Here is a 13,722-nt window from a genome sequence, read left to right as displayed (position 1 = left end):
TCCGTGGAGCCACGCAGGGTGGGGACTTTCAGTGAGCAGGTCTGGGGACTTTCAGTTGAGCGCCATCACAGGTCGTCAGCACACTGGCGAAGCCCGCGTCATTGCCGCCGACCGAGATCGTGACATAGGCCGTGGAGCTGGTCAGGGCCGATAGTTGGGTATTCGTGACGTCCGGGATTTTGGCGCCGGAGCAGGCCCGGAAGTTCAGGCTGTAGCCGGAGGCGCTGGCAATCAGGCTCGGGTAGGCATAGACCGAGCGCTGGCACGACGTTCCGTCATTGAGGTAGCTGCGGGTGCCGGTCCCGGAGGAGTAGCTATCGCCGAGGGCGACATACGAGGAGCCGGCGGCCTGGGCTGGGAGGGCGATGGCGGCGATCAGCGTCGTCGCGCCGGCGGTCGCGAGGGCAAGGAGGGCGGGGCGGGGGGTGGTCATGCGACAGCAGGCTAGGCCCACGCCGGGAGTAGCGGGGGATTTTCGGCATACGCATTCGAGCCCTGACCCGGCCCGAGACCTACGGACAACGGCCTCAGAACGACGTGCCCGTGAGTCGCTCGAATGCCTCGACATAGCGGTTGCGCGTCTGGTCGACGACCTGCACGGGCAGCGGTGGCGGTGCTTCGCCGGAGAGCTTGTCCCAGCCGCTCTCGTGGGTGAGCCAGTCGCGGACATACTGCTTGTCGAAGGACGCCTGCGGACGCCCCGGCTGCCACTGGTCGGCGGGCCAGAAGCGCGAGGAGTCGGGGGTCAGCACCTCGTCCGCGAGCATGATCTCGCCATCCGCGTCGAGGCCGAATTCGACCTTCGTGTCCGCCAGCAAGATGCCGCGCTCGGTAGCGATCTCGTTGCCGCGCAACAGGATCGCGATCGTGAGGTCACGCGCCTGGGCGGCGCGTTCGGCGCCGAGATCGTGCACCACTCGCGAGAACGGGATCGGCTCGTCGTGCTCGCCCTGCGGCGCCTTGGTCGAGGGCGTGAAGATCGGCTCGGGCAGCTTGGAGCCGTCGACGAGCCCGTCGGGGAGAGGTATGCCGCTGACGGCGCCGGTGGCGAGATACTCCCCCAACCCACCACCGGTTAGATAGGCCCGAGCGACGCATTCGACGGGCAGCATGTCCAGCCGCCGGACCAGGATTGCCCGCCCGGCGACGGCGTCCGGCACGTCCGTCGACAACACATGATTCGGGAGCAGATCGGCCAGTTGGTCGAACCACCACAGCGACAGTTGCGTCAGCACCCGTCCCTTGTCGGGGATCGGCGTCGTCAGGATGAAGTCGTATGCGGAGATGCGATCTGAGGCGACCAGCAGCAGGCGGTCGGGATCGACTTCACCGTCGGCAAGCAGCGGAGCGTAGAGATCGCGCACCTTGCCGGAGTAGACAGGCGCGTAGCCGGGAAGCTCGATCATGTTCTCTCCCAATGATCTTCAGCCGGGGACGTGGATGTCGCCATGGGCGGCCGCGAGGGCGATATCGCGCCGGAAGTGGCCGCCCGGCAGGTCAATCTGAGCGATCCTGGAGTAGGCCGCGGCCCGCGCCGCCTGGAGGTCAGAGCCCAGCCCCACGGTGCAGAGGACTCGCCCGCCGGCACTCACGAGGCCATCGCCATCTCGTTTTGTGCCCGCGTGCAGGACGTATGCCGCCCGCTCCCCCAGGTCGCCGGGCTCGTCCGCCCCGGTGATCGGGTCGCCGGTGCGGGGGGTCACGGGATAGCCGTCGGCGGCGAGGACGACGGTGACCGCGGCGTCGGGGCGCCAGGTCAGCGGAGGCAGGCGGTCGAGGTGGCCGGTGGCTGCGGCATACAGCAGGGTCGAGAGGGGGGTCGCGAGCCGCGCGAGGACCACCTGCGTCTCCGGGTCACCGAACCGGGCATTGAACTCGATGACCCGCGGGCCGCGCGCGGTCAGGGCCAGCCCGACGTACAAGACGCCGGCGAAGGGCATACCGAGCAGCGCCATCTGGCGAATGGTCGGTTTGGCGACCCGCTCGACAACCTCCTCGACGAGTCCCACTGGTGCCCAGTCGAGCGGCGAATAGGCGCCCATACCACCGGTATTCGGGCCGGTGTCGCCCTCGCCGATCCGCTTGAAATCCTGCGCCGGGGCGAGCGGGATGACATTCTCGCCATCGCTGATGCAGAAGAGGGAGACCTCCGGGCCGTCGAGGAACTCCTCGACGACGATCCGTCCATCGGGGCGCTCGAGGCAGGCGGCGGCGTGGGCAAGGGCGGCATCACGGTCGTCGGTGACGACGACGCCCTTGCCGGCGGCCAGGCCATCGTCCTTGACGACGAAAGGCGCGCCGAAGGCATCAATCGCCTCCGCCACCTCCTCGACGGTGGTGCACACGTGCGACATCGCGGTAGGCACGCCGGCTTCGGCCATGATGCGCTTGGCGAAGGCCTTGCTGCCCTCGAGTTGGGCGGCCCTCGCCGACGGGCCAAAGGTCGCAAAGCCCGCTGCCCGCAGGTCGTCGGCAACGCCCTCGACGAGGGGAGCTTCCGGCCCGATAACGACAAGATCGACCGCCTGATCGCGGGCCAGCTCGACGACCGCCTCGCCATCGGTCAGATTGGTCAGGGGTATGCAGTCCGCGAGCCCCGACATCCCAGGGTTCCCCGGCGCTGCGAGGACCTGCTCGACGCCCGGATCGGCCGCCAGCGCCCGCACCAGGGCATGTTCCCGCGCGCCCGACCCCACCACCAGCACCTTCACGCGCGCAAGCCTATGTGCCCGTCCACCGGGCCGCCGCCCCGCCCGCCATCCGGCCGCCGCGCCGGGTCGCCCCAGCCGCCGTGCCGCTTCGCCCCAGCCGCGCCGCCCCAGGTCACCACCCGAGCCGAGCGGGGTTTCTGAACGGGAGCGGGGTTCTCGACCAGCCGAGCGGGGTCTCTGAGTGCGAGCGGCCCTATATCCCCGCTCGCACTCACAAGGGCCGCTCGGCTCGCGGCGCCCAACCAGTGCGTGGGCTGGGTTCTTCGGCGATGCGGGGAGACGGGGACGCGAGGTACGAGCGGACCCGCCGACCCGATGAGGAGGAAAACAGAAAGTAATAGGAACGGCGCGGCGTCTCGGGGAGCAGGGGGGGATTCCCCCGAGACGCCGCGCCGTGGGCACGTGGCGCACTGGTTGGGGGGAACCGGCGCTCTGCGTGCGGGTTGACGCGGGATCAACCAATGAAAGTTTTACAAAAACCTACTCAGAAGTAAAGCCCAGCCCTGTGGGCTCCCCGCCATTGACGGAAACCCGCCAGTTCGAGGAAGATCTCCCCGTGCAGACACGGAGCCCGGGGGGCCGCGCCGACGATGCTCGCTTCCCGATCAGCGAGGAAGAGATCAGCTTCGTCTACATGGGGATTATCGGCCAGGCCAACCCCAGCGCCACCTCCCTCGTCGCCTCGGGCATGGACCGCCAACTCGTCGAGCAGGCCGCGCTCGTGCTGCATACGCGGGGCTTGGTGATCATCGGACCGGACGGATCGTGGGAGGTCCCGGCCCCGGACATCGCCCTGCCGGCTTGGGCCGCCGACACCGAGCGACGCGCTCGCGCCTGGCGCGCCACGGCCAGTGAACTGCATCAGGTGTATGCCGCCGCCCGGCAGGTTCAGCCCGCAGACGCCGGGAACCGCGATATCGGCAGCTTGGCCGATATCGCCTCCGCGACGGCGACGATCACGGCCGCCGCCAACAAGGAGATTCTGTGCATCCGCGCGGACTCGCGCCGGACCCGCTAACTCCTTCTCGACCCCTACAACTCACACAAAGAGACCTTCCGGAACGCCCGGGGAGAGGCGATCGACATCCGGGCCATCTATGACCACGCGGTGCTCGACACCCCGGGGACCCTCGATGCACTTCGGGAGCGAATCATCGGTGGTGAGGAGGTCCGGCTGATGGGACCGGTCCATTTCTCAACAGTCATCGTCGACGAATCAGCAGCCGTGGTCGAGTTCAGCAATATTGATCCCAGCGGTCACGGCTCCCTACTCGTCCGCAACAAGGCCTTCGTCACCGCCCTCGTGCGCATCATGAACACCCTCTGGGCCCTCGCCGTGCCGATGGCCGCGGAAATGGACCGAGATGCCGGCGGGACGGCGAGTCGCGATGCGGTCATTCTGAAGTTGATGGCCAGCGGCGCGACCGACTCGACGATCACGCGCCGCCTCGGGATCTCCCATCGCACCGTAGAGCGGCGCGTCCGTCACCTGATGGATTCCCTCGGGGCCGAGACGCGCTTCCAGGCGGGCGTCGAGGCCGCGCGCCAGGGGCTCGTGTGAGGGCCTAGACTTTTACGTTCGCAGCTTTCCCCGCCCGATCGAGAGTTCGTCGTGAGCAACCCCTCCCCTGCGTCGACTGCCGATGTGGTCGCCCGGGAAATCACCCATGAGCAAGCGCACGTGGACCGCGTGTATGCCGAGTTGAGCCGCGCCAGTGACCGCGCGAGTCTCGTTGCCGCAGATGGGATGTCGCGCGGCCGCACCGACCGGCGCGGCGACATCCGCGACGAGGAGATCACCGGCCTGTTCGAACGCGATGCGCTCGTCTTCAACGCCGCGCGCCGCCAGGCCACCCTTGATCAGCAATACGAAGGTCTCGTCTTCGGCCGACTCGACATGGTGGATCTTGGCGCCAATCGCGGCACGCCCGCAGCCGACCTGCCCGACGAGTGGTGGCTCGACGCGGATCGGGAAGTGCGCTATATCGGCCGTCTCGGCGTGCGCGATGAGGACTACGAACCGCTGGTTGTGGATTGGCGCGCCCCCGCGGCATCGGCCTTTTATCGCGCCACTCCGGTCGAGCCGATGGGCGTCATCCGGCGAAGAGTATTGCGCAGCAGTGGTTCTCGGGTCATCGGTGTTGAAGACGATCTCATGGCGCCGTCGGCCCCCGACGACTTGGTGATCACGGGCGATGGCGCGCTCATGGCCGCTCTGACGCGCACGCGCGGGTCGCGGATGCGCGATATCGTCGCGACAATTCAGCGGCACCAGGACGAGGCGATCCGCGCCCCTGGCCGCGGCGTCACCGAGATCACCGGTGGCCCCGGCACGGGCAAGACGGTCGTGGCGCTGCACCGGGCGGCATACCTGCTCTACAACGAGCGGCGGCGGTATGAGGCCGGAGGAGTCCTCGTCATCGGTCCCTCGAGTGCCTACACCGCATACATCGAGCGCGTCCTGCCCTCGCTCGGCGAGGACTCGGTCACGCTGCGCTCACTCGGTGATGTCGTCGACGCCGTGTCGACGGGCCGACTCGATCGCCCCGAGGTGTCGGCCATCAAGGGCACCTTGCGCGTGCGTCGACTGTTGGAACGCGCCGCCGGCGGGCGGGTTCCTGGCGCACCCGAGAGCTTCCGGGCCTTTGTTGGCGGCCAGGCCATCAACCTGAATGTCCATGTGCTGGATGACATTCGGCGCCGCGCCTTGCGTGGACACGCCCGCAATGCGGCCGCGAAGGCCGTCCGCACCATGCTCGCGGAAGCCGCGTGGGCCACCCATCGCATTGGCGAACGCGCGGACTTTTTCGAGGCCTTCGAGCAGTCGATGGCGGTCGATGACTTCCTGGAGGCGTGGTGGCCGCAAGTCGATCCGCGCGAGGTCTTGCTGTGGCTCGCGGACACGGATCTGGCGTACCGCCATGGTCGTGGAGTATTCACTGACGGCGAGTTGGCGGCCTTCGCGCAGTCGATGCGCGATGCCTTGGCGTGCGGTCAATGGACAGTGGCCGATGTTGCCCTGATCGATGCCCTGTCCGCCCATGTCGGGCCAGTCCAAGAGGGTCAAGACGAGGATCGTGGGTTCTACGAGATCGACGAATTGGACGATCGATTGGGCCCGGATGGGGCGCGTCTCGGCGGTCCGCTCTCGATGCGAACGGGCGCCGCAGTCGCCCCTGGAGACCCTCGAGAAGCCTTGCTACGCGGGCAAATTGGGAAACCGGCCGAGTACGCCCACGTGCTGGTTGACGAGGCGCAGGACCTCTCGCCCATGCAATGGCGGATGATCGGCCGCCGAGCTGAATACGCCTCTTGGACGGTCGTCGGTGATGCCGCGCAGGCCTCCTGGACCGACGCTGCCGAAGCGGTAGCCGCGCGTGAGGAGGCCTTCGGCTCGCAGCCGCGCCGGCTCTTCCACCTCGACACCAACTATCGCAACGCCCGCGAGATCTTTGACTACGCGCGGGACGTCATACTCCCCCTCGTGCCGGATGCGGACATCCCGAATGCGGTGCGCGAGACGGGTATTGCACCGACCGAGGCTCCGCTGTCACTGGACACTTTCGTCTCAGTCCGCGATGCCCTGGACGTCTTGGGCGAGCAGGTCGCGGGCTCCATCGCCATCATCACGCCCATGCGGTATGCCGATCGGCTGGCTCCGCTGGACGGCGCCCTCGACGGCCGCGTCGTCGTCATCGACCCCATGTCGACCAAGGGCCTGGAGTGGGACGCAACGATCATCGTCGATCCCGAGGCCATCATCGACGAGGCCCCAGGTGGGGTGCGGGTGCTCTATGTTGCCCTGACCCGCGCGGCGCACCGAATGACGGTGCTGCGCCGGGGCTGACCTCGCCCCGGGGGCGAACCACAAAGAAACTTGTATCAATCACTTGACACAAGATCTTCTGTGCGTTCATGCTCTCTTGTATCAGTTCAACGATACAAGACGGAGGCGTCGCATGTCAGTCCAACTCCTATTCCCTTTCATGGGTCTCGCTCTCCTGGCCGTTCTGGTCGTGGCCGTCATTCGCCTCGTGAGCGCGCGCGGCCTGCGCGCCGAAGCGGCGGGAGCCGACCTGGCCGCGGTCGAGCAATGGACGACACTATGGCGCTGGATCGGCATCGCGGTGGGCGCGACCCTGGCGATCGGTGCGCTGAACGCGCAGCAGGTCGGGCTCGGGCGCCTCGCGATGTCGGCACCCGCAATCGCCGGCTGTGCGGTCTTGCTCGCCATCATGCTGGGCGAGTTGACGATTCGCCGGCCCAAGGCCGAGCGACGGACGGCCACGCTGCTGACCCGCACGATCGCGGACTTACTCCCTCGCGTGCGGACGTGGATTGCCAGCCTGGGTGTCGTCCTGCTCGGCACGCTGCTGCTCGTGGGAGTGCTGACCGCTTCGCCGGACGACATGGGCCGGGCCGGACGAGCCCTGACGGCCTCCTGCCTGTTCGACCTGCCCGGGGGTGAGTCGACGATGCAGACCAATACCAATGGCCCTTACCCCGGAAGCTTCTATGCCATCCCCGCCGCCCTCGCCATGATCGCCACCATTTGCTGCGCCGTTGTCGCCGGCCGAGCAATCCGGGACCGGGCGAATCCGGATGCCGGCCACACGGCATACGACACCGGCCTGCGACGCGACGCGATGAGCCGCGTGGTGAGCGCCGTGGGGGCTACGGCATATGGCACGGCGGCGCCGATCGCCTTCGTCATGGCCACTGCACTCACCAGCAACGATTGCCTCAGCGGCGGCGACTTCTTTGCGGGAATGCTGGTCGTTGCTGGCCTGATCAGCCTCGTCGTCGCGGCCGTCCTGCTCGCAAACGTCCTGCTTCCCCGCAAGGTCGACAAGGCATCGTCCGACACGATGGCCAGCGTCCGGGCATCTCGATGAGCGCCGATATCGCCATCGACCTCAGCGATCCGACGCCGCCTTATGAGCAGTTGCGCCGACAGCTGGCGACCATGATCGAGACAGGGCAACTCGTTGCGGGACAACGACTTCCGCCGGTGCGCCAACTGGCCAAGGACCTCGGGCTCGCCAATGGCACGGTCGCGCGGACCTATCAGGAACTCGAAGCGGCCAAGCTCGTCGAGACCCGCCGCGGCGGCGGAACGACCGTCGCAGCCTTGCATGTCCCGCCAGCGCGGCTGGCCCGACATCGGTTGGAGTCGGCGGCCAGGGCGTATGCCGACACCGCCCGCTCTCTCGGCTTCGGCGCCGAGGAAGCGCACGAGGCGCTGGCCCTCGTGATTCGCTGACGTCAGTCCAGCAGCGGGAAGCGCTCGATGATCTCGTCGCGCGCGGGTCCGACGCCGATGGCGGAGACCCGGGCGCCGATGAGTTCCTCGATGCGCAGGACGTAAGCTTGGGCGTTCTCCGGAAGTTCCTCGAAGCTGCGGCAGGCGCTGATGTCCTCCCACCAGCCGTCCATTTCCTCATAGATGGGCTTGGCGTGGTGGAAGTCGCTCTGGTTGACCGGCATCTCGTCGTGGCGAACGCCGTCGACGTCATACGCCACGCAGATCGGGACCTTCTCCAAGCCGGTGAGGACGTCGAGTTTGGTGACGACGAAGTCGGTGACGCCATTGATCCGGGTGGCGTAGCGGCCGATGACGGTGTCCATCCAGCCGCACCGGCGGGGCCGGCCGGTGGTGGTGCCGTATTCGGCGCCGGTCTTGCGCAGAAACTCACCGTTATCGTCGAAAAGCTCTGTGGGGAAAGGTCCTTCGCCGACGCGGGTGGTGTAGGCCTTGAGGATCGCGATAACGCGGGAGACCCGCGTCGGGGGGATGCCGGAGCCCGTGCACGCGCCGCCGGCGGTCGCGCTGGAGGAGGTGACATAGGGGTATGTCCCGTGGTCGACATCGAGAAGCGTGGCCTGGCCGGCCTCAAGCAGGACGTTCTTGCCGTCGTTCAGTGCCTGCTCCAGCAGGAGAGAGGTGTCGGCGACCATCGGGGCGAGGCGCGCGGCATACGGCAGCAGTTCGTCCATGACCTCCTCGACCGAGATCGCGCGCCGGTTGTAGATCTTGGTGAGGACCTGGTTCTTCAGCCCGAGGGCGGCCTCGACCTTCTGCTCCAAGATGTGCTCGTCGAAGAGGTCCTGTACGCGAATCCCGTTGCGGGACATCTTGTCTGCATACGTCGGGCCGATCCCGCGGCCGGTCGTGCCGATCTTGCGCGAGCCGAGGAAGCGCTCGGTGACCTTGTCGAGGGTCCGGTTGTAGGGCGCGATGATGTGCGCGTTGGCGCTGACGACGAGCTTGTCCGTGGCGACGCCGCGCGCCTCCAGCCCGTCGATCTCGCGGAAGAGGACTTCGAGGTCGATGACGACGCCATTACCAATGACCGGCGTGCACGTCGGGGTGAGGATGCCGCTGGGCAGCAGGTGCAGTGCGTACTTCTCGCCGTCGATGACGATGGTGTGCCCGGCGTTGTTGCCGCCATTGAACTTCACGACATAGTGGACATCGGAGCCCATGAGGTCGGTCGCCTTGCCCTTGCCCTCATCGCCCCATTGGGCACCGACCAGCACGATCGCCGGCATGTCCTACTCCTTCGTCGGTGGGTCAACCGACGAAAGGCTAGCCGCCCCCGCCCCCGCGCACATTTCCGCCCATTGCCGGAACATGGACATACGCAACGGATCATTACCGTTGCGTATGTCCAGGTTCTCTCCCACAGTGGGCGAGAAATGCGCGTCAGGGACGCACGGGATGCTCAGCGAGGGCGTCGCTGAGGATGGCGCGCAGCCGATCACTGCCGCGATAGACCTTGCCCCAGTCGCCCACCGCGCACCCGTCCAGCGCCACCGCGAGCGAGAAGCCCACGGGATCGGAACCGGTGACGATCGCAAAGAGCGAGTGCTCGTTTCCCCGGCAGAAGGTGTCCCGGCGGGCCAAGGCCACCTCGGCGCGGAGCAACTCGACCTCGCGCGGAAAGAGCACGACGGCCCCGTCGAGCCGGGGCGGCTCGCTGCTATCGCTCCCGTCATACGCGCACACCGTCACCGGGCCGGTCTGGGCGGCAATCTGAAGGAGGGCCGGAACATCCTTCGACGGTTCCATCGCAAGAACGTTCTTGTATGCCATTTGGCACCCGGATGCCGCCGCCATCGGGCTCGCGATTTGTCCCACCCGCGTGGTCGACACCACCTCGGTCACCATCGCCTCAACAGCCCGAATCGAGTCCACATACCGATTGCACGTCTCGCCCCACCGCGGGCTCACCAGGACCGCATGGTCGCCCAGATCGAGGATGACGGTGGGAGGTCCCGTGACGCCGTCATACGGGCAGCCCGTGGGTGGTGCCGGCGTGACGCGCTCGACTACCGAGAATGCAGCCAAGACTTCGGATAGGCCACCCGTCACCCGGCGCAGCTCCACGACTTCCCAGGTCCCCTCCCCTGGATACGTGCGCTGCCCCCAAGCGCAGAGATAGGCCCCCTTCGGCTGCGGAAGATCTTGGGGCAGGGGCTCGCCGACGTCGACCCCTGTGCCGCATGAGATGTATGCCGGAGCTGCCGCCACCGTCGTCGGCCCATCGCCCGGGGCGGCTGGCCGCGCGGTGGGGCCGGTGACACCCCGTAGCGCGACCGACGCCACGACGATCCCTACGCACGCGACTGCCGCACTCCATACCCCCAGCACCCGGCGACGGCGAGCGCGAGCCGCCCCCTGGACCCGCTCCAGCAAACCGTCCGGTGCAGGGGCCTGCGCGGCCTCGGCCAGGAGCGCACTGCGAATCCGGTACTCATCCGAATCGTTCATCGTCGTTCCTCCGATGTATCTGCCTGCGCGCGTAGAGCGGCCAGCGCTCGGCTGGCCGTTGCCCGGACGCTTGAGGCGGCGATGCCCAGCAATTCGGCGATCTGCTCATCCGCGAGATCCTCGTAATACCGCAGCACCAGCACAGCCCGCCCGCGCGGCGGCAGGTGGCCGAGCTGCTCGTGAAAGGTCTCGCGGTCCTCGAGGTCCGACCTCGGCAGAACGGGCACGTGCGGCGCGTCGGGGTCGGCGAAATCCGTCGGACGCTCCCCATGCCAACGGCGTCGGCGGTTCGTCAGGTGCCGGTTGACCAGGATCTTCTTGACATAGGCATCGGGTGAGGCCGAGGCCGCGACGCGACGCCAGTGCCGGAGGGCATCCAGCAGCGCCGATTGCACCAGGTCCTCGGCATCCTGTGCGTGCCCGGTGAGCAGGTAGGCGAGTCTCAGCAGCGCCGCGCCACGTGCCTCGACATACGCCTCGAATGTCATGCCTCGCCTCACCTCCGTTGGTGACTAGACGACCTGATCACGCCTTCGTGCTGCACCGGCAGGGGACCGCGATCGACGGGCGTCCATGCCAGCCACCCCGAGTGGTCCGCACCGGCCAGCGTCGAGTGGCTGTATGCCGTGCCCCGCCGGCGCCCTGCTGATTCTCCTGGCCCGCTGGTCCGTGCGCCGCCCGCTCAATATCAACCGCTAGCCCGCCGACATCAGCCTTTCGCGGGGTAGTCGAAGGGCACCGTCGTCGAGACCCGGTGCAGCCCGAGCGAGCGCAGGATCGGCTCGGAATCGGGGGAGGCGTCTACGCGGGCATACCGATAACCCTGCGCCAGCGCCCACCGGGCACGCTCGGCGAGCATCGCCCGGAAGAGGCCGCGCCGGCGCCAGTCGGGATGAGTCGAGCCGCCCCACATGCCGGCGAATTCCGTTCCGGGAGTGAGGTTTAGACGGGCCGCGCACAAGATAGGGCCATCCGGAGAGCCTTCGGCGAGCAGCGCATACTCCGTGGGATCGGTCGCCACCGGCTCGGCGTCGTCGGCGGAATCCGCGCTTGCCCGACCCCACGCCCCCTCCCACACGAGGTCATAGAGCGCGCGTATGCGGCGCTGGTCGCCCCGCGTGGCGACGCGCCGGATGGTCACCCCAGCAGGCAGCGGGACGTCGTGGGCGAGGTCGCTCAGCTCCCCGAGCATCAGCGCCTCGTCATCACCCTGGCTGAACCCCGCAGCGAGCAGGCGCTCGCCGAGGTCGGCGGGCTCGTCATACGCATAGGTCTTCCACTCCAGGGGTATGCCAAGCCCCTCGAAGTGGTCGCGCTCCCCCGCGATCACGTGGTTAGGGTCGTCGCCGAGGCCTTCCGGGCAATCGACCATCGCCCACGGATCGTCGGGGTCGGTGGAGAAGATCCGGAAGACCTGGCCGTGGCGGGTCCGCGTGCTCCGCGGCGAGCCCTCCCCCGCATCGAGGCGAATCTGCTGGTGGAAGGTGGCGAGCAGGTCGTCGGGGGTCATCCGCAGGCCCGAAATCTAAAGGCCAAGTTCGCGGGCCGCATCGGCGGAGGAGGCGCGCAGGAACTCGGTGCACCGGGCCCGCTCGTCCTCTTCCTCGATCGCCCCGGCGGCTTTGGCTAGCGCGGCCAGCGCCCGGAGGAAGCCCTGGTTCGGCATATGGCTCCACGGGATCGGGCCCTGGCCGCGCCAGCCCGCGCGCCGTAGGGCGTCGAGCCCGCGGTGGTAACCCGTTCGGGCATACGCGTAGGCCTGGACCGGGTGGTCGGCGTCGAGCGCCGCCTCGGCGAGGACCGCCCACGCGAGCGAGGAGGCGGGGTATGCGGCGGCCACCCGCCCCGGGCGATCCACACCCGCCGCGATCATCGCCGCCGCGGGGTCCTCGGGGAGGAATGTTTCGGGGATGCCGAGCAGGTCCGTCATACAGGCAACTCTAGGGCGGGACGGGCAGTGGTCATGGGCAGAGTCATGGGAGACAACATGGACGTACGCAACGGAACAGATCCGTTGCGTACGTCCATGTTTCGGCAATGGGCGGGAATGTGCGCCCCCGCCGCGGGAACGTCGGTCAGCCGACGTGCGTGCCGGCGGAGCGGAGGTTCTGGCAGGCCTCGACCACGCGGGCGGCCATGGCGGCCTCGGCTTCCTTGCCCCAGGCGCGGGGGTCGTACTGCTTCTTGTTGCCGACCTCGCCGTCGATCTTCAGGACGCCGTCATAGTGCTTGAGCATCCAGTCGGCGACCGGGCGGGTGAAGGCGTACTGGGTGTCGGTGTCGACATTCATCTTCACCACGCCATAGTCGACGGCGGCCGAGATTTCCTCGGGCAGCGAGCCGGAGCCGCCGTGGAAGACCAGGTCGAGCGGCTTGCTGCCGGCCTCGAGCCCGCGGGCCTCGATGATGGCGTCCTGGCAGGCGCGCAGCACCTCGGGGCGCAGCTTGACGTTGCCCGGCTTGTAGACCCCGTGCACATTGCCGAAGGTCAGCGCGGCCATGTAGCGGCCGTTCTCGCTGAGACCCAGCGCGTCGACGGTCGCGAGCGCGTCTTCAGGAGTGGTGTAGAGCTTGTCGTTGATCTCGTTGGCGACACCATCCTCTTCGCCACCGACCACACCGATCTCGACCTCGAGGATGATCTTGGCGGCGCGGGTCAGCGCCAGCAGGTCCTGGGCGATCTCGAGGTTCTCGGTCAGCGGCACGGCCGAGCCGTCCCACATGTGGCTCTGGAAGATCGGCAGACCGGTCGCCTTGACCTGCTCGGCCGAGGCGGCGATCAGCGGGCGGACGAAGCCGTCGAGCTTGTCCTTGGGGCAGTGGTCGGTGTGCAGCGCGATATTGACGGGGTAATTCTTGGCGACCTCACGGGCATACGCCGCGAGCGCGAGCGAACCGGTCACCATGTCCTTGATCGTCGAGCCGGACGCGTATTCGGCGCCGCCCGTCGAGACCTGGATGATGCCGTCCGAACCGGCCTCGGCGAAGCCGCGGATCGCGGCGGTGACGGTCTGGCTGGAGGTGATGTTGATGGCCGGGTAGGCGAACGAGCCGCTCTTGGCTCGGTCGAGCATGTCGGCGTAGACCTCGGGAGTTGCGATGGGCACTTTTTGCTCCTTCGTGCGGGTGCCAAATGAGGTGGCTTTCTCCGCCTCCGATCCTCCCACAGCCGCGCATGCCGCCCGCTCCCGTCTCATCCTGTATGCCCCCATATGCCGTGCCGTCCGGCCCCTAAGA

General features: G+C 67.9%; 14 protein-coding genes. 5 read left to right on the top strand and 9 right to left on the bottom strand.

The window, feature by feature from the left end:
* Positions 1-28: 28 nt before the first annotated feature.
* The 3 genes from ABD225_RS07800 to purD all read right to left on the bottom strand — a co-directional run bounded on the left by ABD225_RS07800 (position 29) and on the right by purD (position 2,711).
* A complete protein-coding gene (locus tag ABD225_RS07800) occupies positions 29-433 on the bottom strand; it encodes a GDSL-type esterase/lipase family protein (RefSeq protein WP_344083195.1) in 405 nt (134 codons plus the stop codon).
* 94 nt (positions 434-527) lie between these two features.
* Positions 528-1,406, bottom strand: coding sequence for a phosphoribosylaminoimidazolesuccinocarboxamide synthase (locus ABD225_RS07795; RefSeq protein WP_344083193.1), 879 nt, complete (start codon positions 1,404-1,406; stop codon positions 528-530).
* 18 nt (positions 1,407-1,424) lie between these two features.
* Positions 1,425-2,711: a phosphoribosylamine--glycine ligase gene (gene purD / locus ABD225_RS07790; protein ID WP_344083191.1), complete on the bottom strand. Its 1,287-nt coding sequence runs from the start codon at positions 2,709-2,711 to the stop codon at positions 1,425-1,427.
* 556 nt (positions 2,712-3,267) lie between these two features.
* Here purD and ABD225_RS07785 point away from each other — a divergent pair.
* The 5 genes from ABD225_RS07785 to ABD225_RS07765 all read left to right on the top strand — a co-directional run bounded on the left by ABD225_RS07785 (position 3,268) and on the right by ABD225_RS07765 (position 7,974).
* Positions 3,268-3,729, top strand: a complete 462-nt coding sequence (locus ABD225_RS07785) for a hypothetical protein (protein WP_344083189.1) — start codon at positions 3,268-3,270, stop codon at positions 3,727-3,729.
* A 90-nt stretch (positions 3,730-3,819) separates the two neighbouring features.
* A complete protein-coding gene (locus ABD225_RS07780; protein WP_344083187.1) occupies positions 3,820-4,272 on the top strand; it encodes a helix-turn-helix transcriptional regulator in 453 nt (150 codons plus the stop codon).
* A gap of 51 nt (positions 4,273-4,323) precedes the next feature.
* A complete protein-coding gene (locus ABD225_RS07775; RefSeq protein WP_344083185.1) occupies positions 4,324-6,558 on the top strand; it encodes a HelD family protein in 2,235 nt (744 codons plus the stop codon).
* Positions 6,559-6,697: 139 nt separating this feature from the next.
* On the top strand, positions 6,698-7,606 hold the full coding sequence (locus ABD225_RS07770; RefSeq protein WP_344083183.1) for a hypothetical protein: 909 nt from the start codon (positions 6,698-6,700) through the stop codon (positions 7,604-7,606).
* Entirely contained in the window at positions 7,603-7,974 is a 372-nt protein-coding gene (locus ABD225_RS07765) for a GntR family transcriptional regulator (RefSeq protein WP_344083181.1), read from the top strand. Before ABD225_RS07770 ends, ABD225_RS07765 begins: the two co-directional genes overlap by 4 nt.
* A 2-nt stretch (positions 7,975-7,976) precedes the next feature.
* Here ABD225_RS07765 and ABD225_RS07760 read toward each other — a convergent pair whose 3' ends face one another.
* The 6 genes from ABD225_RS07760 to fbaA form a co-directional block, all read right to left on the bottom strand.
* Positions 7,977-9,263: an adenylosuccinate synthase gene (locus ABD225_RS07760; RefSeq protein ID WP_344083179.1), complete on the bottom strand. Its 1,287-nt coding sequence runs from the start codon at positions 9,261-9,263 to the stop codon at positions 7,977-7,979.
* 154 nt (positions 9,264-9,417) lie between these two features.
* Entirely contained in the window at positions 9,418-10,485 is a 1,068-nt protein-coding gene (locus ABD225_RS07755) for a hypothetical protein (RefSeq protein WP_344083177.1), read from the bottom strand.
* Positions 10,482-10,973, bottom strand: a complete 492-nt coding sequence (locus ABD225_RS07750) for a SigE family RNA polymerase sigma factor (protein ID WP_344083175.1) — start codon at positions 10,971-10,973, stop codon at positions 10,482-10,484. The genes ABD225_RS07755 and ABD225_RS07750 overlap by 4 nt, the downstream gene beginning before the upstream one ends.
* 221 nt (positions 10,974-11,194) lie before the next feature.
* The gene (locus ABD225_RS07745; RefSeq protein ID WP_344083173.1) at positions 11,195-11,995 is read right to left on the bottom strand and encodes a GNAT family N-acetyltransferase; all 801 of its coding nucleotides are present in this window, start codon (positions 11,993-11,995) and stop codon (positions 11,195-11,197) included.
* Positions 11,996-12,010: 15 nt separating this feature from the next.
* Positions 12,011-12,415 (bottom strand): DUF3151 domain-containing protein, encoded by a 405-nt coding sequence (locus ABD225_RS07740; protein WP_344083171.1) that lies wholly within the window; start codon positions 12,413-12,415, stop codon positions 12,011-12,013.
* 145 nt (positions 12,416-12,560) lie between these two features.
* Positions 12,561-13,592 carry a class II fructose-bisphosphate aldolase gene (gene fbaA, locus ABD225_RS07735; RefSeq protein WP_344083169.1) on the bottom strand — a complete coding sequence of 344 codons (1,032 nt, stop codon included), beginning with the start codon at positions 13,590-13,592 and terminating at the stop codon, positions 12,561-12,563.
* Positions 13,593-13,722 lie beyond the last annotated feature (130 nt).

The organism is Nostocoides veronense (assembly GCF_039531185.1).
In the GTDB taxonomy this organism is placed as follows: Bacteria; Actinomycetota; Actinomycetes; order Actinomycetales; family Dermatophilaceae; genus Nostocoides_A; species Nostocoides_A veronense.
This window is presented reverse-complemented; position numbering and strand designations above follow the sequence as displayed.

What these genes read in the sequence shown, in the direction of transcription:
- ABD225_RS07800 (WP_344083195.1), bottom strand. Translation starts at nt 433, where the DNA reads ATGACCACCCCCCGCCCCGCCCTCCTTGCCCTCGCGACCGCCGGCGCG.
- ABD225_RS07795 (WP_344083193.1), bottom strand. Translation starts at nt 1,406, where the DNA reads ATGATCGAGCTTCCCGGCTACGCGCCTGTCTACTCCGGCAAGGTGCGC.
- ABD225_RS07770 (WP_344083183.1), top strand. Translation starts at nt 6,698, where the DNA reads ATGGGTCTCGCTCTCCTGGCCGTTCTGGTCGTGGCCGTCATTCGCCTC.
- ABD225_RS07765 (WP_344083181.1), top strand. Translation starts at nt 7,603, where the DNA reads ATGAGCGCCGATATCGCCATCGACCTCAGCGATCCGACGCCGCCTTAT.
- ABD225_RS07760 (WP_344083179.1), bottom strand. Translation starts at nt 9,263, where the DNA reads ATGCCGGCGATCGTGCTGGTCGGTGCCCAATGGGGCGATGAGGGCAAG.
- ABD225_RS07755 (WP_344083177.1), bottom strand. Translation starts at nt 10,485, where the DNA reads ATGAACGATTCGGATGAGTACCGGATTCGCAGTGCGCTCCTGGCCGAG.
- ABD225_RS07750 (WP_344083175.1), bottom strand. Translation starts at nt 10,973, where the DNA reads ATGACATTCGAGGCGTATGTCGAGGCACGTGGCGCGGCGCTGCTGAGA.
- ABD225_RS07745 (WP_344083173.1), bottom strand. Translation starts at nt 11,995, where the DNA reads ATGACCCCCGACGACCTGCTCGCCACCTTCCACCAGCAGATTCGCCTC.
- ABD225_RS07740 (WP_344083171.1), bottom strand. Translation starts at nt 12,415, where the DNA reads ATGACGGACCTGCTCGGCATCCCCGAAACATTCCTCCCCGAGGACCCC.